Source organism: Campylobacter sp. CFSAN093246 (genome assembly GCF_012889415.1).
GTDB classification, from domain to species: domain Bacteria; phylum Campylobacterota; class Campylobacteria; order Campylobacterales; family Campylobacteraceae; genus Campylobacter_D; species Campylobacter_D jejuni.
Window position 1 is genome coordinate 935315 of the sequence record NZ_CP040613.1, and the last position, 24512, is coordinate 959826.

The 24512-nt window shown below is 29.8% G+C and carries 25 protein-coding genes and 1 tRNA gene; 4 read left to right on the forward strand and 22 right to left on the reverse strand.

Annotation, left to right across the window (positions count from 1 at the left end; translation table 11 throughout):
* Positions 1-4 precede the first annotated feature (4 nt).
* Together FBE87_RS04890 and FBE87_RS04895 are read right to left on the reverse strand one after the other, a co-directional pair.
* Complete coding sequence (locus FBE87_RS04890) at positions 5-517, reverse strand: histidine phosphatase family protein (protein ID WP_002852934.1); 513 nt, start codon at positions 515-517, stop codon at positions 5-7.
* Positions 514-1032, reverse strand: a complete 519-nt coding sequence (locus FBE87_RS04895) for a rhomboid family intramembrane serine protease (protein ID WP_002853058.1) — start codon at positions 1030-1032, stop codon at positions 514-516. The genes FBE87_RS04890 and FBE87_RS04895 overlap by 4 nt, the downstream gene beginning before the upstream one ends.
* A 98-nt stretch (positions 1033-1130) precedes the next feature.
* On the opposite strand from FBE87_RS04895, the gene FBE87_RS04900 reads away from it, so the two are divergent.
* Positions 1131-1547 (forward strand): PepSY-like domain-containing protein, encoded by a 417-nt coding sequence (locus FBE87_RS04900; protein WP_032585073.1) that lies wholly within the window; start codon positions 1131-1133, stop codon positions 1545-1547.
* A gap of 8 nt (positions 1548-1555) precedes the next feature.
* Here the strand turns inward: FBE87_RS04900 and FBE87_RS04905 are convergent, their stop codons facing one another.
* The 5 genes from FBE87_RS04905 to FBE87_RS04925 are packed head-to-tail and all read right to left on the reverse strand — an operon-like array spanning position 1556 to position 8492.
* Positions 1556-3172 carry an ATP-dependent metallopeptidase FtsH/Yme1/Tma family protein gene (locus FBE87_RS04905; RefSeq protein ID WP_032580799.1) on the reverse strand — a complete coding sequence of 539 codons (1617 nt, stop codon included), beginning with the start codon at positions 3170-3172 and terminating at the stop codon, positions 1556-1558.
* Between the two features lie 3 nt (positions 3173-3175).
* Entirely contained in the window at positions 3176-4426 is a 1251-nt protein-coding gene (gene mtaB, locus FBE87_RS04910; protein WP_002868672.1) for a tRNA (N(6)-L-threonylcarbamoyladenosine(37)-C(2))-methylthiotransferase MtaB, read from the reverse strand.
* Positions 4423-5994, reverse strand: a complete 1572-nt coding sequence (locus tag FBE87_RS04915) for a mechanosensitive ion channel domain-containing protein (protein ID WP_100621723.1) — start codon at positions 5992-5994, stop codon at positions 4423-4425. Before FBE87_RS04915 ends, mtaB begins: the two co-directional genes overlap by 4 nt.
* On the reverse strand, positions 5991-7046 hold the full coding sequence (aroB, locus tag FBE87_RS04920) for a 3-dehydroquinate synthase (protein ID WP_002852978.1): 1056 nt from the start codon (positions 7044-7046) through the stop codon (positions 5991-5993). The genes FBE87_RS04915 and aroB overlap by 4 nt, the downstream gene beginning before the upstream one ends.
* A 45-nt stretch (positions 7047-7091) precedes the next feature.
* Positions 7092-8492, reverse strand: a complete 1401-nt coding sequence (locus tag FBE87_RS04925) for a COG3400 family protein (RefSeq protein ID WP_002856550.1) — start codon at positions 8490-8492, stop codon at positions 7092-7094.
* A gap of 29 nt (positions 8493-8521) precedes the next feature.
* Between FBE87_RS04925 and tgt the strand changes: the two genes are divergently transcribed.
* The 3 genes from tgt (at position 8522) to FBE87_RS04940 (ending at position 10541) form a co-directional block, all read left to right on the forward strand.
* A complete protein-coding gene (gene tgt, locus FBE87_RS04930; protein ID WP_100621724.1) occupies positions 8522-9643 on the forward strand; it encodes a tRNA guanosine(34) transglycosylase Tgt in 1122 nt (373 codons plus the stop codon).
* 1 nt (position 9644) lies between these two features.
* Entirely contained in the window at positions 9645-10412 is a 768-nt protein-coding gene (locus FBE87_RS04935; RefSeq protein WP_002860739.1) for a magnesium transporter CorA family protein, read from the forward strand.
* A gap of 52 nt (positions 10413-10464) precedes the next feature.
* Positions 10465-10541, forward strand: a tRNA-Arg gene (locus FBE87_RS04940).
* 2 nt (positions 10542-10543) lie between these two features.
* Here the strand turns inward: FBE87_RS04940 and FBE87_RS04945 are convergent.
* Genes FBE87_RS04945 through flgP form a run of 15 tightly spaced genes read right to left on the reverse strand, consistent with a single transcriptional unit; the run spans position 10544 to position 24496 of the window.
* Positions 10544-10993 carry a hypothetical protein gene (locus tag FBE87_RS04945; protein ID WP_014517258.1) on the reverse strand — a complete coding sequence of 150 codons (450 nt, stop codon included), beginning with the start codon at positions 10991-10993 and terminating at the stop codon, positions 10544-10546.
* Positions 10994-11008: 15 nt separating this feature from the next.
* The gene (gene ccsA, locus FBE87_RS04950; RefSeq protein ID WP_002868667.1) at positions 11009-14254 is read right to left on the reverse strand and encodes a cytochrome c biogenesis protein CcsA; all 3246 of its coding nucleotides are present in this window, start codon (positions 14252-14254) and stop codon (positions 11009-11011) included.
* A 17-nt stretch (positions 14255-14271) separates the two neighbouring features.
* Positions 14272-14967, reverse strand: a complete 696-nt coding sequence (locus FBE87_RS04955; RefSeq protein WP_002852965.1) for an ABC transporter ATP-binding protein — start codon at positions 14965-14967, stop codon at positions 14272-14274.
* The gene (locus tag FBE87_RS04960; RefSeq protein WP_002853599.1) at positions 14954-15724 is read right to left on the reverse strand and encodes an ABC transporter ATP-binding protein; all 771 of its coding nucleotides are present in this window, start codon (positions 15722-15724) and stop codon (positions 14954-14956) included. Before FBE87_RS04960 ends, FBE87_RS04955 begins: the two co-directional genes overlap by 14 nt.
* Positions 15721-16773 (reverse strand): branched-chain amino acid ABC transporter permease, encoded by a 1053-nt coding sequence (locus tag FBE87_RS04965; RefSeq protein WP_057098735.1) that lies wholly within the window; start codon positions 16771-16773, stop codon positions 15721-15723. Before FBE87_RS04965 ends, FBE87_RS04960 begins: the two co-directional genes overlap by 4 nt.
* On the reverse strand, positions 16773-17669 hold the full coding sequence (locus FBE87_RS04970) for a branched-chain amino acid ABC transporter permease (protein ID WP_002871764.1): 897 nt from the start codon (positions 17667-17669) through the stop codon (positions 16773-16775). The genes FBE87_RS04965 and FBE87_RS04970 overlap by 1 nt, the downstream gene beginning before the upstream one ends.
* 18 nt (positions 17670-17687) lie before the next feature.
* Positions 17688-18797, reverse strand: a complete 1110-nt coding sequence (locus FBE87_RS04975; RefSeq protein ID WP_002871765.1) for an ABC transporter substrate-binding protein — start codon at positions 18795-18797, stop codon at positions 17688-17690.
* A 21-nt stretch (positions 18798-18818) separates the two neighbouring features.
* Positions 18819-19934, reverse strand: coding sequence for an ABC transporter substrate-binding protein (locus tag FBE87_RS04980; RefSeq protein ID WP_002871766.1), 1116 nt, complete (start codon positions 19932-19934; stop codon positions 18819-18821).
* Positions 19935-19964: 30 nt separating this feature from the next.
* Complete coding sequence (locus FBE87_RS04985) at positions 19965-20399, reverse strand: c-type cytochrome (RefSeq protein WP_002853050.1); 435 nt, start codon at positions 20397-20399, stop codon at positions 19965-19967.
* A gap of 8 nt (positions 20400-20407) precedes the next feature.
* Entirely contained in the window at positions 20408-20599 is a 192-nt protein-coding gene (locus FBE87_RS04990; protein ID WP_002853004.1) for a mini-MOMP protein, read from the reverse strand.
* Between the two features lie 52 nt (positions 20600-20651).
* Entirely contained in the window at positions 20652-21158 is a 507-nt protein-coding gene (locus tag FBE87_RS04995) for a YqhA family protein (RefSeq protein WP_002852919.1), read from the reverse strand.
* A gap of 8 nt (positions 21159-21166) precedes the next feature.
* On the reverse strand, positions 21167-22198 hold the full coding sequence (locus FBE87_RS05000; protein WP_002868665.1) for an aspartate-semialdehyde dehydrogenase: 1032 nt from the start codon (positions 22196-22198) through the stop codon (positions 21167-21169).
* The gene (gene flgR, locus FBE87_RS05005; protein ID WP_002867162.1) at positions 22198-23499 is read right to left on the reverse strand and encodes a fla regulon two-component system response regulator; all 1302 of its coding nucleotides are present in this window, start codon (positions 23497-23499) and stop codon (positions 22198-22200) included. The genes FBE87_RS05000 and flgR overlap by 1 nt, the downstream gene beginning before the upstream one ends.
* 56 nt (positions 23500-23555) lie before the next feature.
* Positions 23556-24005: a flagellar assembly protein FlgQ gene (flgQ, locus tag FBE87_RS05010; RefSeq protein ID WP_002871768.1), complete on the reverse strand. Its 450-nt coding sequence runs from the start codon at positions 24003-24005 to the stop codon at positions 23556-23558.
* Positions 23981-24496, reverse strand: coding sequence for a flagellar assembly lipoprotein FlgP (flgP, locus tag FBE87_RS05015; RefSeq protein WP_002871769.1), 516 nt, complete (start codon positions 24494-24496; stop codon positions 23981-23983). Before flgP ends, flgQ begins: the two co-directional genes overlap by 25 nt.
* Between the last annotated feature and the right edge of the window lie 16 nt (positions 24497-24512).

Consider the following 24512-nt stretch of genomic DNA (forward strand, 5'->3'; position numbering starts at 1 on the left):
CTTACTAAAAACCCAGATCTTTTTCTTCTTTTAACTTGCGTACATGTTCAAAAAAAACTAATTTTCCGCTATGTTTTTTTAAATTTTTAAATTCCTTAATATCAAATTCTAAACACAAGATAGAAGAAGTTGGAAAAGAAGCTAAACATAGCGAACTTAATAACTCTCCAAGCTCCATTAAACTAGGATTATGACCCACTAAAAATACTTCATTAAACTCATCATCAATATCTTGCAGAATTTTTAGCAAATTTTCAACATTGCAAAGATACAATCTTTCATCAAAACAAATTCTATTTTTATCAAAATTATAAAATTTGGCTATTTTTTTCGCTGTTTTAGCGGTTCTAACAGCAGGACTTGATAGCACCAAATCAGGATGAATTTCATGCGAAGCAAGATTTTTAAAAAGTTTTTTTAAATCTTCCTTTCCACTCTTAGTAAGTTTTCTTTCAAAATCATCGATGTCTTCACTCTTACTTGCTTTTGCATGTCTTATAATATAAATTTTTTTCATTTTACCTCTTTTATTTTAGCTAAAATATAACCACACATAAACCCGAAAATATGACCATACCAAGCAACATTTACCCCCATAAGCAATGGCACAAAACTCATAAGTAAAATTGCCACTATAAGTCCTTTTGTGCTATTTTTATCAATAACAGCATAAAAGCCCATTAAAACACAAATTGCACCACTAGCGCCTATGACATTTATATTTTCTCCAAAATATTTAAAATCAAAATACACATAAAAAACACTTAAAAGTGAGCACAACAATCCGCCAATAAAATAAATAAAAATAAAACACAAAGCACCCAAATAAGTTTCTAACATACGCCCAAATTGAAACAAAACTATCATATTTAATATAAGATGAGTTAAATTTCCATGTAAAAACATTGAACTTAAAAGCTGCCAATAAGCTCCATTAAAAAATAAAATATTCAAACCAAGGATATTGTAATAATCATAAGAAATCAAAAAATAACATAAAATATTTAAAAAAATTAAAAAAATTGTAAGCAAAATATAAAACCTTTATTTTTTATAATATTGTCTTAAAATTCACATAAAATTCACATAAATTCTTTACAATTTTACTAAAAAATAATTTAGGAAAAATATTGAAAATTAAATTTTTAAATATTATTACTATTTTAAGTTTATCTTTAAATGCTGATATAATAATTTCTGCTGATAATTTACCAAATGTTTCTAAAGAATTTTTACAACATAATTTCAAAGCGCCTATAGGGATCGTGCAAAAAGACAAAAATTCCTATGAAGTCTATCTTAGCGATGGAACAGAGCTTGAATTTGATATAGATGGAGCTTGGAAGGAAATTGAAAATAAAGCCTTTCCTTTTGATCTAGATTTTTTACCTCAAAATTTAGCCAATATCATCAAAAGCGAATTTCCAAATACAAAAGCTAGAGAAATTGAAAGAAAAATCAACCATTATAAGATTAAACTTGATAACGATATAAAAATTCTTATAGATTTTAATGGAACTATCTTATATAAAGAATTTGATGATTAAACATATCATCAAACCTGCATTATATCTTTAACATCGTCATATTCTATCTTTTCTTTTTCAAGCAAAAGCTCTGATAATTTTAAAATTTTATCCTTCATAGAATTTAAAAATTCATCCATTTCTTTTTTTTGTTCACTTAAATTTGACTCTTTCAACATATCAAAACTCAACATATAATCAAGCAATTCTTTAATCTTTAAAAAATCATCTTGCGAGTTAGTATAACTTTCATTGTAAATCAATCTCATGGCTCTAGAACCAGCCAAATAAACTTTTATACGATTGATAAGCTCTGATTTTGATCTTATATTATGCTCATATTCTTTAAAACGATCTTCAATGAGAGTGATTTTTTCAAATCCTATGTCAAAATAATACGCACTCAAAGCTTTTGCAGCTTGATAAGTGGCTTGAATTTTCTTCTCTTCATCATTAAAACTTAAAATCTTTTTCTTACCTAAAAGAACTTTATTTAATACAGCATAAAAATCGCTTTCCTCAACTAAAGCACTATTTCTTCTTAAAGCATTAATTGCTGCTTCATTGACCAAAGTTTCAAGCCCTGCTCCACTAAAACCTACGCTTGCTTTAGCGATTTTATTTAAATTGATATTATTGTTTTTATCTTTCATATAAATTTCTAAAATTTTAAGTCTATCCTTAAAATCAGGCAAAGATAAAAAAATTCTCCTATCAAAACGCCCCGAACGCAATAAAGCAGGATCCATAAGTTCGATTTTATTTGTCGCAGCTATAACTATAACCCCGCTATTGTCCTCAAAACCATCCATTTGAGTTAAAAGTTGATTTAAAGTGCTATCTCTTTCAACATTTGACATTTCTCCTCTTGCCTTACCTACGGCATCTATTTCATCAATAAAAACTATGCTAGGCGCCATCATTTTAGCTTTTGAAAAAAGCTCTCTAACTCTTTTTGCACCCATACCTACATAAATTTCAACAAAACTTGAGCCACTTTGATAAAAAAATGGCACCCCTGCTTCTCCTGCAACTGCTTTTGCTATCAATGTTTTTCCTACACCAGGTGGGCCTACCATTAAAACACCTTTTGGCATTTTTACACCAAATTCTTTATATTTTTTAGGATTTTGTAAAAAATCCACAAGTTCGCTTAGCTCCATTTTAACTTCATCAACACCTGCTACATCATTAAAAGTAATATTTGAAATCACAGGTTTTATATGGGAACTTTCTAAATTTATATTTGAATTTTGAGCTTGAGTGTGATTTTGATTCTTATTTGATATTGGATATTTAGCCAACTCTTTTTTACGAGCAAAATAACCAAGACTTATAAAAAGTGCGATAATAAAAATAAGTAAAACAAAAAACACCCAAAGCGTATTATCTTTTTTAACCTCTACGGGAACTTTTGATAAAAGTGTTTTTATATCTATGCCATCTTTTATAATTACGTAATTTTCACCTTCTGCCTTAAGCCAAATTTCGTCTTTATCAATCACAGCTTTTTGGATTAAATTTTGGCTTAATAGACTTTGATAAAGATTTTCATCTATATATTTAGGTTCATTTTTAAAATATAAAATTCCCAAAAGCATACATAAAACCATAAAAGATGCTAAAATTATCTTTTTATTTTTCATTATCTAGCCTTTTAAATTTGCAAAGTTAGACTTTTCTTGTACTTCATATTCAGATATAACGATCCATTCTTTAGCTATATCTTTATCACTTTTAATTTTAATCTTATTAAAAAACTGATCATAACCCTCAAAAAAACCATCTTTTTGATTTTCTACCAAAACTTCAAGTGAAACTTGATTTTTTTTCCTAAATTCATAATTATTTTTTTCTACTATGGATTTTAAAGTGTTTAGCCTTTCTTTAGCTAAAGTTCCATTTATCACATCTTTCATGGTAGCAGAATGCGTGTTGTTTCTAGGGCTAAAAATAAAAGCATGGATATGAGTGAGTGGAAATTCTTTAAAATTTCTTAAAGCTTCTTGCCATAGCTCTTCACTCTCACCTGGATGAGCTACTATAAAATCCGTCCCTAAAGCATATCCTTTGCTTGCTATAGTATTAAAAAGCTTTAAATCATTATCCGTATGTGATCTTCTTCTCATTATACGAAGCATTTTTTCACTTGTATGTTGCAATGCAATATGTAAATGCCTTTCAAGCCAAGCTTCATCTAAGATTTCTAAAAAACTTTCATCAAGCTGTGCAGGTTCTAAACTACCTAGCCTTATGCGTTTTATACCTAAAATTTGTCCCATTTTTTGCAAAAGCTTGCCTAAACTTGTGCCATTTTTAAGCCCATATGAACCTATATTAGTCCCTGTTAAAACAATTTCACTATAACCATTAGCTCCTAAAATTTCAACCTGTTTTAAAAGAGCTTTTTCATCCACGCTTCTTGATTTTCCCCTCACGCTAGGAATAATACAATAAGAACAAGCAAAATCACAACCTTCTTGAATTTTCACAAAAGCTTTGGTATGATTTTCATACTCACAAACTATATCTTTATCAATAAAATTTAAATTTCCAAGTTCATAAAAACTTGTCTTTGCTCCTAAAAATTCATTGATTTTATCTTTATTTGACGCTCCAAGCACTCCAAAAACTTGCTTTTTATCTAAAAGCTCCTTACCTTTGCTTACAGCACCACAACCTGTAAGTATAACTTTAATGCCTTTTTTTTGCATGGTATTTACATAAGACTTTATCCCGCTATCAGCTCCATTTGTAACCGTGCAAGAATTTACAACGATAATTTGTGCTTTATTCTCATCATTTATAATCTCATAATCTTTTACATAACTTTTTAAAAGCTCTGTATCATAAATATTTGTGCGACACCCAAAGGTTTTAAAAAAAACTTTTTCTTTCAATCCTTATTCCTTGCATGAAAATACATATTTTCATGATGTTGTTCAAAATGATTTTGATTTAAATTTCCTAAATATAAATTTTGCGATGGATAAGCAATTTTTATATCTTTATGCTTATTAAATTCTTTTATAATCTCTTTGCTAATCGTACTTCTTAATACCAAAGCCGCATAAGCATTAGTCATATACCATGCAGAAATTCTCATTCCCCAATGTTCAAAAAACATAAAAAACCTTGGCTCCACTTTAGGATTTTTAATACTATATTCATGTTGTAAACGAGCTATATTTTTTCTAGCAAGCTCAGTATAACCTTTGGCATGGCGTGTAACAATATTTTCTACAATTTCTTGAGCTTTGTCAAGATTGCTATCAAAAGTAACACTTATATCAATGCCATCAAGCACGGTTTTCATACCATGATGGGTATAATTAGCAAGCAAATTTGTAAAAACATAGTTATTAGGAATAAATATAATACGCCCACTACGACGATTTTTATTATAAGTTTCAAGCGTAAGCTCTTCATAAAGAGTAATGCGTAAAAAAGAAATGTCTATAATATCTCCTATATAGGTAGTATCATTTTGAAAAACTTTTACACGATCCCCTACTCTAAAACTTCCGCCAAAAATAATCACACACCATCCAAGCATAGACATAAACATATCTTTCATAGCAATAGCTAAGCCCGCAGAGGCAAAACCAAGTATAGTTACAAGATAAGTAATATTTTCTATATAAGCAAAGAGCAAAATAAGAAAAATAATATTTATATTAATAAAATTAATAATCTTCGTAGCAGTATAATATCTTTCACTATCCTTAATGTATTTTTTAGCAATAAATTTCAACATAAAAGCTATAGCTATAACAATAACAATAGCAACAAGTATATTTACAGCCCTTAAGCTTTGAACTTTAATCTCAGCACTTACTCGAGAAAGCTCTTCATCAATTTTTTTCTCATAAACAGAATAAGAAACACTAGCAAAATTTAAAGCTTGCTCAAATTCTTCCAGCTTTTTATCCGAAGCTTTTAAAGCTTCTATATTCTCAACACTTGGTTTAAGCTCAACTAATTCCTTAAGTTCTGAGTTTTTTTCCCTGATTTTATCTACTAAATTTTTAAAATCATTAAATTTAAATATATACTCTTCCTTTTCTCCTTTTAATTTCTTAATATGAGAAAAAGCTCCTATAATAGCCAAAGGATTAGTAAGCTTAGATAAAGTTTCTATATTATCAGGGGCACTAAGACTTTGTGCAAAATTTAAATCTTTATATTCTTTAAGCAAGTTCAATCGCTCTTCTAAATTTGCTATCTTGCGTTTAAGTTCTTCTTGTTGGTGAATATCGGAAGTCTTTTTTAAATTAAGATTTAAAATGATTAATTCATCATTTATATCTTGATATTTTATAAAATTTTCATAACGTATATTCCAAATACTAGCACTGATTACAGTATTTAAAGTATTAATTTTCTCATTTATATTATTAATAATAGTCCGATTTACATCACCAAAAGCAAAAACAACAAAAAAGGTTAAAATAATAATTTTTTTCATTGGAATTCTCTTAAAGTTGCAATTATATCTTCTTTAGAAATATCACCTTTTATCAAACCCTTACCCAAAGGACTAGCAAGAACAAAATTGATTTTTTTATTAGAGCTTTTTTTATCCATGAAAAAAGCTTCATAAAATTCATCTACATTGTTGATTTTATATGATATTGGCAAACCGAATTTAAGTAAAATATCTTTTATTCTTTGACTTTGCATTTTATCCAAAAGCCCTAAATTTAAAGCCAATTGATTTGCCATAACCATACCTATAGCCACCGCTTCTCCGTGTAAATAAAGCTTATAATCTGTAAAATTTTCTATAACATGAGCAAAAGTATGACCATAATTTAAAAGCATTCTAAGCCTTGATTCTTTTTCATCTTGTTCAACAACCCTTGATTTAAGCTCTATGCTTTTTGCTATAATCTGAGTAAAAATTTCATTCTCACAAGTAGCATTTAAGAAACTTTTTTCATCAATTTTTTCTATAAAATCAAGTATACTATAATCAAACATTGCTGCCATTTTAATAAATTCAGCCATGCCTGCAGCAAGTTCTCTAGAGCTCAAAGTCTTTAAAAAAAAACTCTCACAATATACAGCTTTAGGTTGATAAAAAGTACCAATAAGATTTTTACCAAAATTATTATTAACACCTGTTTTTCCACCTACTGCTGCATCAACACAAGCTAAAAGTGTAGTAGGAATATTTATAAAATCAATACCTCTTTGATAAATACTAGCAGCAAATCCGCCCATATCACTAATCACGCCACCACCAAAACTTATAAGTACGCTTTTTCTATCCAATTTAGAATTAAACATTTGGTTTAAAATTTCTTCCATGGTGCTTAAATTTTTATATTCTTCACCATCTTTCACAGTGGCAATAAAAATTTCTTTTGCCTTAATTTTAGAAAGTAATGTTTTCAAATGAAGACCTGAAATCTTAGGATTTGAAAGTATAAAAACCTTACTATCAAATTCTAATTCTTCAAGTTCATCAATATAAACCTTATAAGCATTTTCTTTTAACTTAACTTCTACTTGCATTGAACTACTCTTTTTGCATTTATTTTATCACATTTAATTAATTATTTATTCTACTGGTATGAAAAGTTGGTAATTTTGTCTCATTTTATAATAATGCCTATTTAAATTTGTACTTAAATTTCTGCCAAAATCTCTATTTAGTAATTCTTTTTGAAAACTCACAAATTGTAACAAATCTTCGCGATATTGCAAATTTAAAAGAGGGTTTTCATCATTTTTATTAATAATTTGTATATTTTTATCATAAAGCTTAGATAAACTTCTAAAATACTCCTCCATATCTGTAGTATTTTGAGAATTTGGATTATAATAATATAAAATAACTCCAAAATCAAGCTGTTTACTTAAATCAGTAATGACATTTGCATTGTTTTCAAGTTCACTCTCATCGGCACTTAAAATAATCGCTTCTTTAAGCTCATCAAAAGAAGCTTCACCCACCTTCATAATAGGAATTTTTAAATCAAAAAAAGCTTGTTTTTCTTTCTCAAAATTTTTTATATCGGTTACAACTAATCCTATATCATTATTTTGCAACCATGTGGAAATTTGTTTAAAATCCGTGTTGAAATAATCAAAAAACACACCTTCTTTATCCTCAGAAAGTTTTTTTAATTTTTCATACATTACCCCTAATTTAGGATTGATAACATGTATAAAAAATCTTTTTGCATTGCTTTTTTGAGTTAATTTTAAAGTAGTATCAAGCACTCTTTCTTGCATATTTTGATTCATATTTTTCATATCAATTAAAGCAAAAACATTACTTCCAAAAGGCATAGGAAATTGCCCTGCTTTGCCTCTTATATTATGAAAAATACTTTGTAAAACAACAGGATCCCCAACGATCAAAATGCTATCATTTGGCTCTAGAACAAAAGATGGTTTTACAAAATAAATTTTAGAATTTCTATAAATAAGGACTATGCGCCACCTTTTTTGTTGTATTGAACTTATGTGCCTATAAGCAAAAATAGACCCTGCTGGAATTTTTACTTCCATAATCTCTCCAACTCCAAGTCCTATATACTGAGCTGTTAAAGCAATATCTGGTAAAAAATCCATAAATCTACGGCTTAAAGTCATTCTAGCATCAGCTAAATTTGCATGAGTATCATTAACACTTAATCCCCAAAAATCCATTATTTCTATTTCTAAATTTGGATTTAAAGAACGCAAAGCCTCATAACTTTTTTTAGTTTCAAATTCATCTTGCATATAAATAAAAGCCTGTTTAAAATCCTTACTCATAATATTTTCAAGACGCGCTGTGCTTGTAGGATCAAAATAATGCAAGTCAATATACTCACTAGAAATATTTAAGTTATTTTTTTCACTATTTTGACACACTACTGTAAAAAAGTAACCTAAGCCTTTTTCAAAACAAAGCCTTTCTAAGAAATGCTTTGCTAAAATACCATCTATTATAATTAAAATATTATTCATTTTAAACTCCAAAAAGGAAATTATAACAAATGGAATTTAAATTAAAGCATAAAGATGGAATGGCAAGGGTTTGTGAAATCACTACCGCACACAGCACTTTTTTAACCCCTGTTTTTATGCCTGTTGGCACAGTAGGAGCGGTTAAAAGTCTTGATGCTAATGATATGAAAAATGAGCTTGATGCAAAAATTATTTTAGCAAATACCTATCACATGTACTTGCGTCCAACTTCCAAAGTAGTAAAAGATTTTGGAGGTTTACATGGATTTACGAAATTTGATAGAAGTTTTTTAACCGATAGTGGTGGTTTTCAAGCTTTTTCTTTAAGTAAAAATTCCAAACATTTTAATGAAGGCATAGAATTTAAAAGTCACATTGATGGAAGTCGTCATCTTTTTACTCCAAAAAGTGTTTTAGATACTCAATATGATTTTAATTCTGATATTATGATGATTTTAGATGATTTAGTAGCCCTACCCGCAACCAAAGAAAGGGTTAAAATTTCTGTTGATCGCACTATACTTTGGGCAAAAGAGGCTATTACTTATCATAAAAATATGCAAAATAAAGGTATAGGTATAGGGCAAAATATTTTTGGTATTATCCAAGGTGGTACAGATTATGAAGAAAGAAAGCGTTGCGCTTTAAGTTTAAATGAAATGCCATTTGATGGTTTAGCTATAGGTGGGCTTAGCGTGGGCGAAGAAAACGCCTTGATGTACGAAACAGTCCAAAACTTAAACCCTTATCTAGACGAAAATCGTCCAAGATATTTAATGGGCGTAGGAACGCCTGAAGATTTAGTAGAAAATGTTGAGCGAGGGGTAGATATGTTTGACTGCGTGATGCCAACTAGAAATGCAAGAAATGGAACATTTTTTACAAGTTTTGGAAAATTTAATATTAAAAAAGCAGAATTTATCAACGATCATGAAGTTATAGATCCTACTTGCTCATGTTATACTTGTTGTAATTTTTCAAGGGGTTATTTAAACCATCTTTTTAAAACTAAAGAACTTACTTTTTTTCGTTTGGCAAGTCTGCACAATCTACATTATTATCTTGAACTTGCAAGAAAGATGCGTGAAGCAATTTTGAACAATTCTTTTACGCAATTTAAAAGAAATTTTTATCACTTAAGAGGCAAATAAAATGCTAGAGCTACACGAAAATCTAAAAAAAATCCTGCAAGCAAAGAATTTAGAAACTTTCTATAGCGAAATTTATGGACAAAAAATTTTTGTTTACGTGGGATTAAATTTAGAAACTTGGCTTTTTAATGATGAAAAAATTTATAAACTTCAAAATGAAGAATTTAAGCTTTCTAGCATAGAAGAATTTTCAAATTTTATTAAATCTATTTTAGAAGATTTTAAAGTACAAAATACTCATTTTCAAAACCTTTTAGAACACAAAGAAGGTATTATCTTAAAAGGTGGTTTTGTTAAAAATTTTTACAAAAAATCCTTTGTTTTAAGACAAAAAATTAACAAAAATCTAAAGCAAATTAATCTTCTAAGTGAAGCTTTCAATCTTTTGCTTAGCGAACAAGCACAATACAAAAAACATTTAAAAATTCTAAATTTATCCATCAGCATCTTAAATAAAAATACCAAAGAACATCTAACAAGAATTGATACTCTTTATACATTAACAAGTGCAATTAAAAATGAAAAAATGAATAAAAGTATTTATCTTTTAAGCATACTTTCTTCTATTTTCTTACCTTTAAATTTGATCGTAGGATTTTTTGGAATGAATACTAATAATCTTTTTTTCAAAGATAGCCCTTATGGTACACTTTATATTTTTTCTTTGATTTGCTGTATTTTGATTGTAGGTTTTATATTTTATCATTCAAAAAAGACTAAAGAATTTGATTTAGATGAAGGTAAAAAAGCTAAAAAACAAACAAAATAAGCAAAATTTTGCTTATTTTAAGAATATTTATATATAATTTTAACTTATTTTTGCGCTCATAGCTCAGCTGGATAGAGCATTTGATTGCGGTTCAAAAGGCCAGAGGTTCGAATCCTCTTGAGCGCACCATATTATTTATCTTCTTTAATTTTTCTTTTAGCTAATCCCATATGCTCGTAAGCATCAATTTCTTTTTTGTAAGATCCAGAAATTTTCTTAAGTTCTTTATTTAAGTAACTTACTGTTTGTGCACTTGCATTAATATTTGCAGCCAAAGCAGAAACAAATTCTAGTTTCTTTTTTGCTGCTTCATCTAATTCTTTAGAAGTTTTTGAACCAAGTTTATGTGTCTGCACATAAAGTTTGGCAAGTTCTTTTAATTCAATATCCGTTAGTTTAACATCGGAAGCAGCAATTATCATTTTATCTAAGTCTGTATCAAATTTTTTAGTCTTTTCAGCTACATGCTGCTTTTGGCTAGTTTTTTGCTTTTTAATTGTTTTTTTGCCATCACTTGTAATAAGATAAGCAATCACGCCTAAAAACAATAAAAGCGCTAAAGCGGCACAAAAAATAACCAAAAAAATATGGTTCATTTAAAGTTTGCCCACAAAATTTCGCTTCCTTCTTGCAAAAAAAGCTAAAACCACCATCAATGCAAATCCCCAATAAACGTAATTAGGAATTTGAGCCGCTTCGCCTGCGGCGTAAGAATGAAGTCCTGTTAAAAAGTAATTTACTCCAAAATAAGTCATAATAATAACCCAATAAGCAAACATACTCCATAAAGCAAACACAAATTGATTACAATATTTTGGAATCATTCTAAGATGCAAAATTGCTGCATAAACCAAAATGCTAACTAAAGCCCAAGTTTCCTTAGAATCCCAACTCCAATATCTCCCCCAACTTTCATTTGCCCAAATTGCACCTAAAAAATTTCCTACAGTAAGTAAACAAAGTCCAAAAATCATTGCCATTTCATTAATTCTTGTAGCCTCTGTAATATTTCTCAAAATATTAAGATTATATTTTCCATCTTTCTTAAGAAAACACATTAAGAACAGTGTAAAGATACCAAGTAAGGCACAAAGTCCTAAAAATCCATAACTAGCAGTAATAACAGATACATGAATACTAAGCCAATAAGAATTGAGCACAGGAACAAGATTTGTAATTTGCGGATTCATTTCGCTTAAATGTGCAACCATTAATACAACACCGGATAAAATAGAAGTTAATGACAAGGCTATAGGACTTTTTCTAGAGAAAAATATACCCGACAAAGACAATGCCCAAGCTATATACACCATACTTTCATAGCCATTACTCCACGGAGCATGACCTGATAAATAAGCACGAAGTCCAAGACCTACTGTATGAATTACAAAAGCTAAAACATTTAAAACATATACCACTTTAAATATAAAAGAGATTTTTAAATTCGGTACGACCATTTTAGAAAAAACAAGAATCAAAAGTAAAAAACCCGCAATTAAATATACAGGAGCGAGTTTAACGAAAATTTCAGCCTTATTAGAAAAAATTTCCATTTCAACCTTGGTTTTACTAGGCATGACTTTATATCCTATTTTTTCTTGATATTCTTTGATAAATTTCAAGCCTTCATCAGCTCTAGTCCAATTACCATCTTTAAAAGCATTTTCCACGGCACTAAAATAATTCTGTATTAAAGCCAAAACAATATGCCCTTCATCCCCCTTAAGAGTAGTTACAGCAGAAAAAGGTGCAAGCCAAACATTATTTGGATTATTTTGAACAGGAATAAATTTAAATAATTCACCACTAAAAACTAAATTTACAACATTAGCTCTTTCATCTAGTTTTATAATTTCCTTATCAAAAACTCCTCTTGCATTTGGGTTTTTACGATTTGCATTTTCAACATATTTTTGAAGTTTATATCGGTTATTCTCATCAAAGAAATCTTTATAAGAAATATATTTAGCACTAGGAATTTCTAAAATATTTGCAATAGCATCACGAACTGCTTGATTTTGTGGCATTAAAATAAAAGGTTCCATTTGCCATTTATCTACATCAACGAGCATGGAAAGCATAACAGCGTTAGAATTTTGACCCTTATAGCTATCACTTTGATGAATTTTTTCTAAAATTTCTCTTGATAGCGTATCAAAAGGCACCATTCTTCCATCTGCTGATTTTTGAACTATTAAAGTGGCAAGAGCTTTAGCATGATTAGTATTTACCACAGGTAAGGTCGAATTTAAATCTTGAGCAAAAGTCTTTTCAGAACCAAAAGATAACAATAAAATAAAAATAATCACACTTGTATGTTTTAAAGTGTCTTTATTAATTAATCTTGCCAAAGTTCTAAATCTAGAATGTGGATTTAAAAAATTCATAAACATTCCAAGACAAAGCAGAAAATAACCTATATAAGTTGGTATTTTGCCCGGATCTTTATTTACAGATAAAACAGTCCCTTTTTCATCTTGATCATAAGAACTTTGATAAAATCTATAGCCATCATAATCTAAAACATTATTCATAAAAATTCTATAATCAAAATTTTCATTATTATTTTTTACGGTAATTTCACTTGCATAAGAAGCTGGAGACATAGAACCTGGATAACGATCTAATACAAAATCTCTTAAATAAATATCAAAAGGCAATTGTTCATAAGAAAGCGCCCAAGAAATAAAGAATTTTTGATCTGCAAGTTCTATCATAATAGGTTTATTATATTCAAAAATATAAAATTCTTTACTTTCATTTTTATAGCTTAATTCTAATTTTAAAGCATTAGAGCCAGTTAATTCTAAGTTTTTATTCTCATTGCTTAAGGCAAAATCTTTAAAATGCAATAATAAAGAATTTTTCCAATTTTGAGGCTCGCCAAAAGTAGAAATCAACATAGTTCTACCCACTTCTAACCAAGCAGATTTAAACCATAACCAAAAACTTTCATCTTGAGGTCTATTGGAACCTTCTAAAGCTTCTTGCGCATGGAAAGAAGCAGCTTTAACTACAAAACTAATATCATTAATTTCATAAAGTCTTCTTTCCTTAGCATTTGCCTTTTCTCCAATTTTAAGGTCTAAATTTTGTCCATCTAGCATACTTAGAAAATGTAAGTTTTCACTTGAACTTAAAGTTAAATTTTCATCAATTTTTACAAAAGGTGCTTTAACATTATCATTCATAAAAGCAAAGTTAACCCCTTCTATATTCTTAACTTCACCTTTTTCAAATTTAACATCAACACCTTGAGATCCTTTTTGAGAAAGCATCAAAACCAATAAAGGATCAGAATTATTATTTTCTTTATAAGTATAATGAGCATTTAAGATTAAATCTTTATATTTTAATACAGCTTGATCATCACCTAAATTAAGTTTTAGTTTAAAAGAATTAGCAAAAGGCAAATTTCCTATATAACGATCATTAACCGCACTATAGCGTTCTCCATCTTTTATAGCAGAAATACGCAAAGAAGTCTTAGAACTTTCTATAAGTGAATTTTGAGTATGCTCTCTAATAGGTAAAATACCTTCAAAACCAGCATATCTTGTCATTGCAGAACCCACTAAAATAAATAAAAAAGAAATATGAAAAATCATTAAAGGTAATTTTTTAAGCCCAAACATTTTATAACGAAACATCCCGCATAGTAAATTAATACCAAGTAAAAGTTGTATATATTCAAACCAAAAAGTATCATAAACCATTACCCAAGCCGTAGGAGTTCCATAAGCACTTTCAATAAAAGTTGCCAAAGCACAAAAAAGCGCAAAAAGCAAAAACAATACAACCGAAACTCTTAAATCCCCTATGCTTTTTATTATATTTTTCATTCTTTTTCCTTTAAATTTTAAAGCCCTAAATATTTCTTTCTAATCTCATCATCACCTATTAAATTTTTAGCCTCGTTTTCCATTACAATGCGACCATTTTCCAAAACATAAGCATAATCACTTATTTTTAATGCAGAATAAGCATTTTGCTCTACCAAAAGAATAGTTATACCCTCTTCTTTTAAACGCACAATAATATCAAAAACTTCACCCACAATCTTTGGAGCAAGTCCCAAAGAAGGCTCATCCAACATCAAAAGTTTTGGTTCACTCATTAAAGCCCTTGAAATCGCAAGCATTTGCGCTTCCCCTCCACTCAATGTTCCAGCTAAAGCATGCTTTTTACTTGCAAGTCTTGGAAAAAGTTTATACATTTGCTCTCTTAAATGCTCATAATTTTCAGCATTATTAAAAGCACCTATTTTTAAATTTTCCTCTACGCTTAAATTAATAAAAACACGCCTTCCTTCAGGAACTAAAGCTATACCTTTTTGAACTAAAGTATGAGTTAAATGCCTTTTAGTATCATAACCTAAGAAATTAACCTCACCAGTTCTTTTAACTGAGTTTAAAAGCGCATTTAAAGTTGAAGTTTTACCTGCTCCATTTGAACCTATAAGAGAAACAATATGACCTGTTTCCACTTTAAAATCAATCCCTTTAACAGCTTCAATTAATCCATAATAAACATGCAAATCTTTAACTATTAGCATCAAAATCCCCTAAATACGCAGCAATTACTTCTTTATGATTTACAGCATCGCAAAGTTTACCTTCAAAAATTGTTTTTCCATAATCAAGTACCAATACGCGATCACACAATTTATTTACAAATTTCATATCATGCTCTATAAGCAAAACGCTAATTTTATAATCTTTTCGTAATTTAAAAATGAGCTCAGCAAGTTCATCACTCTCAGAGCTATTCATCCCAGCGGCTGGCTCATCAAGCAATAATAATCTTGGTTGAGTAGCCATTGCTCTTGCAATCTCAACTTTTCTTTGTTGTCCATAACTCAAGCTAGTAGCCTTTTCATAGGCAAATTCTGCAATACCAAGTTCTTCTAATATTGCATAAGCCTTCTCTTTAAATACTTGTTCTATTTTTCCAAAACGCCCTAAATGCAAAAAGGCTTCAAAAATATTATATTTCATTTGTTTATTAAAACCAATAAGAACATTTTCAAGCACATTCATGCTTGAAAAAAGCCTAATATTTTGAAATGTTCTAGCTATTCCTAAATGCACAATCTTATGAGGTTTTAAGTGATCAATTCTTTCTCCTAGAAATTCAACCGAACCTGAACTAGGTTTATAGTTACCTGTTATAATATTAAAAAGAGTTGTTTTACCAGCCCCATTAGGTCCAATTAAAGCAAAAATTTCACCCTCATTGATTTTAAAAGAAGTTTCATTAATAGCCTTAACACTACCAAAACTTTTTGAAATTTGTTTTAATTCCAAAATCATTTTTCACTCCTTTTAAAACGCTTTTTAATCCCTCTAATCACATCACTCAACTCGTAATAACCCATTATGCCTTTTCTTGCAAAAAGCATTACTAAAATCAGAACAATAGAAAAAACAACCATTCTAAGCCCTGGTGTTGATTGGATATCAAGACTTAAAGAATCTATTTTTATATTTAACTCATCTAAAAATCTAAGCCACTCGCTTCCACCAATAACCAATATCGCACCTATAATAGCACCTGTAGTAGAACCAAGTCCACCCAAAACAATAATAATCAAAAGTTGAAAAGTAAGTAAAAAATCAAATTGAGTTGGAGATACGGTAGTCAACAGACAAGCCAAAAGTCCGCCACCTACACCTTCTAAAAATGCTGAAGTGCTAAAAGCTAAAGTTTTTATCCAAAAAGTATTTATTCCCATAGCGCTTGCAGCATCTTCATCATCTCTTATAGCCTTCATTGCACGACCATATTTAGAATAAACTATATTTAAAATTAAAATAACCACTACAATAGCAATACCACCTGTCCAATAGATCGTGGAAAATTGTGGAATATCTACCAGTCCTCTTGAGCCATTAGTAATAGAAGGAAAATTAATAGCAGCTATTTTAATAATTATTCCAAAGCCTAAAGTTACAATAGCCAAATAATCCCCTCTCACGCGAAATACAGCAAAAGCCAAAATCAGGGCAAGTAAAGATGAACAAATTCCAGCCACAATTAAAGCTAGAATAAAGGAATTTGAATGGATGGCTAAAATAAAAGAACTAGGACCATCTAAAAAAAACTGATCATTTTTCGCATCAGCACTCAAAAGAACTAAAGCAGCCGCATAAGCTCCAATCGCAACAAATCCATTGGGTTCTAGTGAAAATTGTCCAGTTACACCATTAATAAGGTTGTAACTCACAGCCAAAATAATAAAAATAGCAATTTGATTAACAATGTTTAATCCATAGTCCCCAAAAATATAAGGAGAAATGAAAATAAAAATAATTGAAGCAATTAAAAAGATTAAATGTGAAACCTTAATTTTAACCATCATTAAAACCTACTCTTTTCAAAATTTATACCTAAAATTCCCGTAGGCCTAAATAACAATATAAACACCAAAAAAATAAAAGCAAATGCATCTTTAAAGCCTGATAAATCTGGAAAAAAAGCCACAACAACAACTTCAGTAAATCCTATAATAAGTCCACCCAAAACTGCACCTACTACAGAACCTATACCTCCTAAAACTGCAGCAGCAAAAGCTTTCAAACCTATTAAAGTTCCCATAGTAGGTTCAACAGAGTAATAATTTGCAGCCCAAAAAACACCCCCAACTGCTGCCAAAGCTGAACCTAGGGCAAAAACTATAGCAATAATACGATTTGCATCTATACCCATTAAATTTACTGTTTGTATATCAAATGCCAAAGCACGAATAGCTATACCATATTTGCTTTTATACAAAATCCATAACACTGCTATTAAAATAACAAATGTAAGAGCAGGAACCATTAAAGAACCATAAGTTGTTATCACTCCGCCAAAATTAACACTTTCCTCAAAATAACTTGGCGGTGTAAAAGTTCTAGGTGTTGAAGTAAAAAGCATATTAAAAAGATTTTGCAAGAAAAAACTAATACCAATTGCTGTAATCAACAATGAAATTCTAGGAGCCTGTCTTAAAGGTTTATAAGCGATTCTATCTATAGCTATTCCAACACAAGCAGCAAAAAACATTGCCAAAGACAAAGCTCCTATAAAAGGAACATTTAGATTAGTCATGCAAAAAAGAGCTGCATAAGCACCAACCATCATAATATCGCCGTGAGCAAAATTAATAAGTCTTAACACACCATAAACCATCGTATAGCCAACAGCAATAAGAGCATACATACTGCCCAAACTAAGTCCATTAACAAGTTGTTGTAAAAATAAAGTAGAATCCATAATCTTTCTATTTTTCCTTTAAGGATTGATAATATCTTTATAATTTTGCTTTTGATTTTTAATTTCTTTAACCACTACAGAACGAGCTGCATTTCCTGTTTGATCAATGCTAATAACACCAGAAACACCTTGGTAATTTTTAGTTTGGTGAATTTTTTCATTGACACACTTACTAGTAAGATTTTCAACGCAAGCATTCATAGCATTTAGCATTACAAAATACGCATCAGCACCCATAGCTGAAAAATTTGGAACTTCTTTTGTTCCTTTAGCTTTTTCATAAACACTGATAAATTCTTTGCTTAATTTTGTAGTTGGATTATTAGCATCAAAACTATCTGTGAAAATATAACCCTCGCTTGCATCTCCAGCTAAACTAATAAAAGTTTGATCAGCAACTCCATCTGCAGAACCCATAGGAATATTTAAACCTGCGAGTTTTGATTGTCTTGCAAATAAAGAAGCTTCGCTATAATAAAGCGGTAAAAAAATAAATTCTGGATTTAAACTTTTAACTTGAGCTACAATAGCTCTAAAATCTTTATCACCTGAATTAACTCTTAAAATTCTAAGAATTTGACCACCATTAGACTTGTACTGTTTTTCAAAAGCTTTTGCTAAACCTAAGGAATAGTCAGTGCTTTGATCTACTACAATAACAGCACTTTTGTAATTAAGTTTTGAAAAAACATATTTTGCTAAAGATGAACCTTGAAAACTGTCCATAAAACATACTCGAGAAGAATATATTTTTTTATCAAGCAATCTATCACCAGTTGCAGCAGGAGCGATCAATGGAATTTTATTATCTTCTGCTACGCGCATAACTTGCAATGTATTAGCAGTAACCATTTCCCCTATAAGGCCTATAACTTTATCTTGAGAAACTAAACGATTTGCTCCACTCGAAGATTCTAATTTATCACCTTTAGTATCAATAATAGCAAGAGAAACCTTATCTCCATTACTTAAAGCTGATTGCATTGAATTTGCAAGTTTAATCCCTTCTAGTGCGCTTTGTCCATATGCTGCAGTAGCTCCGCTAAGCGGTAAAACAACTCCTATTTTGACTTCCGCAGCACTTAAACTTAAACTTAGAATACTTGCTAAAATTAAACTTTTTTTCATTCTCTACCTTTATTTTAGTAATTATGGATTTATAATTGTTTTATAATTTTGTTTTTGATTTTGAATTTCTTTAATCACAACAGAACGAATGGCATTACCGCTTTCATCTATGCTAATCACACCACCAACAGCTTGAAAATCTTTAGTTTGATGAATTTTGCTATTAATACATTCGCTGCTAAGATTATCAACGCAAGCATTCATAGCATTCAACATTACAAAATACGCATCAGCCCCCATAGCCGAAAATGCTGGAAGTTCTTTTGTTCCTTTAACTTTCTCATAAGCTACAACAAAATCTTTTCCTAATTGTGTAGATGGATTGTTATAATCAAAACTATCAGTGAAAATTACTCCATTAACAGCACTTCCGCCAAGATCTATAAAAGTTTGATTGTTAACACCATCTCCTGCTGCTAAAAGTTTATCAAAACCAATTTGTCTTGCTTGTCTCGCAATTAAAGCAGCTTCAGGATGATAAATAGGCATATAAACAAAATCAGGATTTAAACTCTTAAGTTGAGAAACCACAGCTCTAAAATCTTTATCTCCTGAATTAATAACAAGTTTTTTTATAATTTTCCCACCATTATTCTTAAAAGAATTTTCAAAAGCTCTTGCCAAACCTAAAGAATAAACATTGCTTTGATCTATGATGATAACAGCATTTTTAAGTCCTAAATCCTTAGATACATAAGTAGCAAATTTATCTCCTTGAAAACTATCTTTAAAACAAACTCTACTTGCATATTTCTTTTTATCTAGCAATTTATCTCCAGATGCCACTGGAGCTATTAGGGGAATTTTTTTCTCTTCTGCTATAGAAATAGCTTGAATGGTATTTGGAGTTGTAGCTTCACCAATAATCCCAAGGACTTTATCTGTTGCTATTAAACGATTAACTCCATTTGAAGTTTCAAGCTTATCTCCTTTTGTATCTATTGTGATAAGTTTAATAACATCTCCATTTGAAAGTTTTGGCTGTAGCTTATTAGCCAGTTCAATTCCGTTAAAAACATCTTGCCCATAAGCTGCCACAGTTCCAGTTAAAGGTAAAACTACTCCTATATTAATATCCTTAGCATATAAGCAATTTACCATAGTTAAAACACTTAAAGTTAAAGTTAGTTTTTTCATAGTATTCCTTTTAATTATAGTTTTTACATTTTATTTTAGAAATATATTATGTTTTGTTTTTTGCGCAGGTTCTTCTTCAAGAAGATCTTTTACTTGCAAATCAAGCGCAAAATTTCCACCTTTAATATAAGCAATAATATTATCTATATCCTCGTGGCTTAAATTTCTAGCATAAAAAGCCATTTGAGAAGCTGTTGTAGAACTGCTACTATCAAGAGTATAACCTATCAAAGCTCCTTTAATATCCTCAGGAGACATATCTTTTAAAATTCTAGATCCTATAACACTCTTTTCAGCATTATCTCCATGGCAAGTATTGCATTTATTTTGAAAATACAAAGCCTTCGCTTTTTCCATATCATATTGCTTATTTGCATCAAAGGTATAAGTAAAAAATGATTTCAAGTTAATACCAAAAAGCGCAACAACAAATATTGAACTAATAAACAACCAGCGTGCAATCATGATTTTCCTTATTTTATTGTAATTTCTGTTTGTGTTTTATTTTGATATCTATGTGTTTTTTTGTTGTATTTTTTTTCTTTTTTAATATCATAGCGATAACGAACAGTCCCTGAAACTTCTATATCTTTAAAGACTTCATCTAACGGAGCTGCAAAAACAAAATGATTTAAAATCATACCAATTAAAAATATTTTTTTCATTTTTATTCTTTAAACACAAAAAAACGATTATATCAAAAAAAGATAATCCTTGTTAATGACCACCTTTGTGTAAAAAATAAAGTCCTACACAAAGAGCTAAAATCGATCCAGCAAGAAAAGCCATATCCACAGGAGTAGCAAATTTCATCTGTAAAACCCTTTGAAAGAAATTTACTACTAAGACCATAATGATAACTTTTGCAAGCTTGTCTTTTAATTGATCTAAGCTATGCACCTCTAAAACCTTGCTTTGTTTTGTTTGTTTAAATTCTTCTATTTCGCTGATAAAAAGCTCATAAACTCCAAAAGAAAAAATAAACAAAACTAAAGCCATAAGATAAAGATCAACAGCTCCTATAATTAAAGCCACCACATCCTCATGCAAATCCACATTAGAACCTGCATCAAAAAAATAATTATAAGTATAAAATATAACTTTTAAAACATCATAACTTGCAATAAAAAACAATACAAAAGCTCCAATTAAACCAAAAATTACGGGTAAAATTGTAACAATACGACTTCTAACAAGTAAAGATTCAAATATTTTCTCTAACATTTTTTTCCTTATTTATTTTTTAATTCTAACCATTTTTGCGCAATACGCACAGCATTTGTTGCAGCACCTACACGAATTTGATCCGCCACACACCAAAGATGGAGTATTTTTTTATCATACACATCAGCACGAATTCTTCCTACATAAGTTTCATTAGTATCGCTAGTCATTAAAGGCATAGGGTATTTTTTATTTTTAGGATCATCTATGACAATAACACTCGGTGCTTTTTTTAAAATTTCTTTAGCTTTTTTTACATCTATTTCTTTTTCAAAATGCATAGTAATGGCTTCGCTATGACTTCTTAGAACAGGCACTCTAACACAAGTTGCCGAAACTTCTAAATTTTTATGTAAAATTTTTTGAGTTTCATTAATCATTTTAAGTTCTTCTTTAGTGTAATCATTATCCATAAAAACATCAATTTGTGGAATAAGATTAAGTGCCAAAGTATAAGGAAAAGTTTGAGGTTCAAATTCATCAAGTTTAAAAGCAAAAAAACTTTGCATAGCTTCAACCAATTCTTGCATTCCTTCTTTTCCTGCTCCACTTGCAGCCTGATAGGTACTTACATCAACACGCTTTAAATTAAATGCATCATTTAAAGGTTTTAAAACTTGCACCATTTGTATAGTAGAACAATTTGGATTAGCAATAATCCCTGTTTTTTTCCAATCTTTAATATCCTCAGGATTGCATTCAGGAACCACCAAAGGAACATCTTTTTCCATTCTAAAATGACTTGTATTATCAATAACAACAGCACCAGATTCTACTGCAAATTTAGCATATTTTTCACTCACACTTCCACCTGCGCTAAAAAAAGCAATATCAATAGGATTTTCTTTAAATACATTTTCGGTAAGTTCTTTGACTTTATAAGCTTTGCCTTTAAATTCTACTTCACTACCTACACTTTTTGCACTTGCTAAAGGTAAAATACTTTCCACTGGGAAATCAAGTTCATCTAAAACATTTAAAAGCTCTTCCCCAACCGCACCAGTAGCACCCACAATGGCTATTTTTTGTTTTTTTGACATTACTTATCCTTTATTTGATATTTTTTAATTTTTTCATTTAAAATTTTTATATCCATACCTAAAATTTGAGAAGCTTGATCCTTGTCATAATCTACACTTAAAAGAACTTCACAAATCAATTCTTTTTCTAAATTCTTTACATCTTTTTTTATACTTCTAGCTTCTAAGAACAAATCTTCACTTGAAATTTCATCATTTTCACTTAAAATACAAGCTCTTTGTACAACGGATATTAATTCTCTAATATTACCAGGAAAATCATATTCAAGTAAAGCATTTTTAGCTTCTTGGCTGAGCTGTTTTTCCTTAAAATCATATTCTTTACAAGTATCTTCTAAAACCTTTTGAGCTATACCTAAAATTTCTTCTTTACGCTCTCTTAAAGGCGGGATATTAATAGGAACAGTGTTTAAACGATAATATAAATCTGAACGAAATTCGCCATTTTTTATTTTTTCATCCAAATTTGCATTAGTTGCACTGATAATTCTTACATCTATTTTGATGCTTTTTGTACTTCCAAGTCGCGTAATTTCTTTTTCTTGCAAAGCTCTTAAAAGTTTGGCTTGAATTTCATAAGGCATTTCGCCAATTTCATCTAAAAATAAAGTGCCCTCATTAGCCATTTCAAAAAGCCCTATTTTAGTTGCATTAGCATCAGTAAAAGCACCTTTTTCAAAACCAAAAAGCTCACTTTCAATTAAATTTGCAGGAATGGCTGCCATATTAATAGCAACAAAAGGCTTATTAGAGCGTTTAGAATGAGTGTGAATATAACGAGAAAATACCTCTTTTCCTACTCCACTCTCTCCAAAAAACATTACAGAGGCATCAGTTTTAGCCGCTTTTTGACTTAAATTTAATGTTTTTTCTAAATTAGGAGAAGTTGAAAAAAAATCTTTATTTTCTTCTTTTTTTTCATTTTTTTTGCTTTTTTTATCGGCTGTTTTTTCTCTTATGATTTTAGCACGCTTAATAGCCTCGACTAAAGTATCAACATCAAAAGGCTTGGTTAAAAAATCTTTTACTCCCAAACGAACCGCTTCTATAGCACGGCTTAAAGTAGCATTTCCTGTCATAATAATAAAATCATATTTATTTTCACAGGCTTTAACAAATTCTATACCATCAATTCCTGGCATATTAATATCTGTAATAATCAAATCTGTATTCTCATCTATTTTTTTTAAAGCTTCAGTAGCAGATTTATAAGATTTAATATTAAATTCTTCATACTCTGCTAATGCAATTTCTAAGGATTTGCGCATATTAATATCATCTTCTACTATGACTAAATTCATCCTAAGCCTTTTAAAAAATTTCTACTATAGTATCCAATTTGCGCTTAATTTTGAATTTACTTTTTTTTAAGATAATAAATTATCGCACTTTGTTCGCCAAATTCCACGGTAAAACGCAAGGGTAAAATTTTAACATAAGTTTCACTTTGAGCACGTAATAAGTCAGTATTAACAATATCCTTAACACTGATTCTAGCCCCTATAAAGCAATCGCTTAACTCATCTTTATGAGAATTCAAAAAATTAAATTTAATTGTTTTTGGCATATTATCATCAATCAATCCTAAAGAAGTTCGAGGTAAAACTTTTAAATCTTGATCACTATAAGAAATTTCACATACCCATTGTTCTTCAACATTTTCGCTTTGCGTCATTGCTAAGGATAAATTTTGATTTTGATGAAAGAGAATGAAATTTTTACTAGAAAGCTCTGCCCAAAAAATAAATTCATCTTGGGCAAAAAGCTTAAAGCTAAGAAAGATTAATAAGCAAACAATTCTTTCCACTTGTCTGCATCGATTTTAAGTTCTAAGTTTACCCTATAAAGCCCTTGATTAAAATTCTGATCAATAATACTTGCATTTTTTATCAAACCATTTACTTGCGCAGTAATAGTTGAACTTCTAAGCATTGCATCTTTTACAGTATCTTTACCATTCACTTTCACACCATAAAGCTTACTTGCAAGCTGTCTGTAAGCATCTGTAATCGCTGCTCTTTTTGCTAAAGCTAGGGCTTGAGCAGTAGAAACTGTATTCATCGGAGCAATCCCTTCACCAACTGCTGTAAAACTAAGTTCCGTTTCGCTAGCATCTGGAGCCAACATTTTTTCTTCTCTGATAATATCACGCACATCATCTTTATCGACTTTTTGCACGATAACATCTTGAGATGGGGCAGTGCTATTTGCACTTGAATTTTTAGTTGCACTGTTTGCACTTGGTACACAACCAGCGAGAATTCCTGCTATTGCTAGCATAAAATAATTTTTTTTCATTTTTACACCTTCAAAA